At 54.3% G+C, this 1,100-nt stretch carries 1 protein-coding gene; it reads right to left on the bottom strand.

What is annotated here, in order from left to right; genetic code table 11:
• Positions 1–202: 202 nt before the first annotated feature.
• A partial coding sequence (locus ACFOSE_RS09650) for a hypothetical protein (protein ID WP_380432810.1) occupies positions 203–1,100 on the bottom strand: 898 nt, incomplete at its 5' end.

Raw genomic sequence — 1,100 nt, 5'->3', positions numbered from 1 at the left:
TAGTTACCCTTTGCCAGATTGGTCGAAAGCTGCACCTCGCCAGTATCCAACTGGTGAAGGACTTTTTGCTGCTGGGCAATTTCTTCCATGCTATGCACTTCGGAAGTAACTGGTCTATTATTAGCCAACATATTGGTGTGGAGATCATCCATATGGCTTTCCCACTGGCTTCCTTCCCAATGGGGATTTGCTGATGAACCAGTCACTTCCCCAGCCCGTGTCGGTGCATCGACATCGCCAACCTTGGCTCTTGGAATATCAGAAGCTTTAGTCCCAGCAACCACACCAGCAGCCCAACTTCAGGGTCTGGTACTTTGACATGTGGGGTGGCTTCTGTAGGAGCACCGCCTCCCACTTTAGCCTTGGGCGCTTTACTTGGCAAGTCAATATCAGCCGGCTTGACAGTGGGACTGTCGATAGCCGATGGCTTCTGGCTCCTAATCGGTGAAGCCGTAAAGTCTATCTCACCAGCCTGAGCTTTGGCTGCTCTGACATTGCCATTGTGATCGTTAACGGCACCAACTCCCAGAGACGCCAGACTTGTCCAGTCCGGATCTTCTCCTTTGACAATCTTATCATAACCCATCTGGGTCACATTGACCCCGTAGTCCGCATAGTTGGCCGCACTGGAGAGAGACTTGGCCGTATTAATGTTGCGGCTTACAGCACTGGTATCCCCCAATGCAGCCGAGGCCTGATCTGCCTGGCTGAAGCCGCCGAGGTAGCGGCTGGCACCAAAGCTCGCAACCGCAACGACCGCATTCGCTGCCGCAAAAACCTTTTCATCCTCCGACATCATCTGGCCAGTCATAAAACTGCCCCCAGTCGTGTAGGCACTGGCCGCATCGGCTACCGCCAAAGTCGTCCCCGCAACTGCAGCCCCTTCTGCCACTGTCGCAACAACAGCTGGCGCCGCTCCTCCCGTACTGGCAATGGCGGCTACGGCCGCTACAGCCAGTAAGGTATAGGTCACCCCTTTGGCCACAAAGTCCAGAGTTTTCTTATGATCCTCGTACCACTGATTGCTTCGAAGCTCTTCATAAACCGCATGCTGCGGAGCCAGACCATACTCCTTGATGGCCTCCGAATCACTCATGCCC

Source organism: Streptococcus dentapri (assembly GCF_042649885.1).
Lineage (GTDB): Bacteria > Bacillota > Bacilli > Lactobacillales > Streptococcaceae > Streptococcus > Streptococcus dentapri.
The sequence above is the reverse complement of the archived record's forward strand: the minus strand, read 5'-3'. Positions and strand labels throughout refer to the sequence as shown.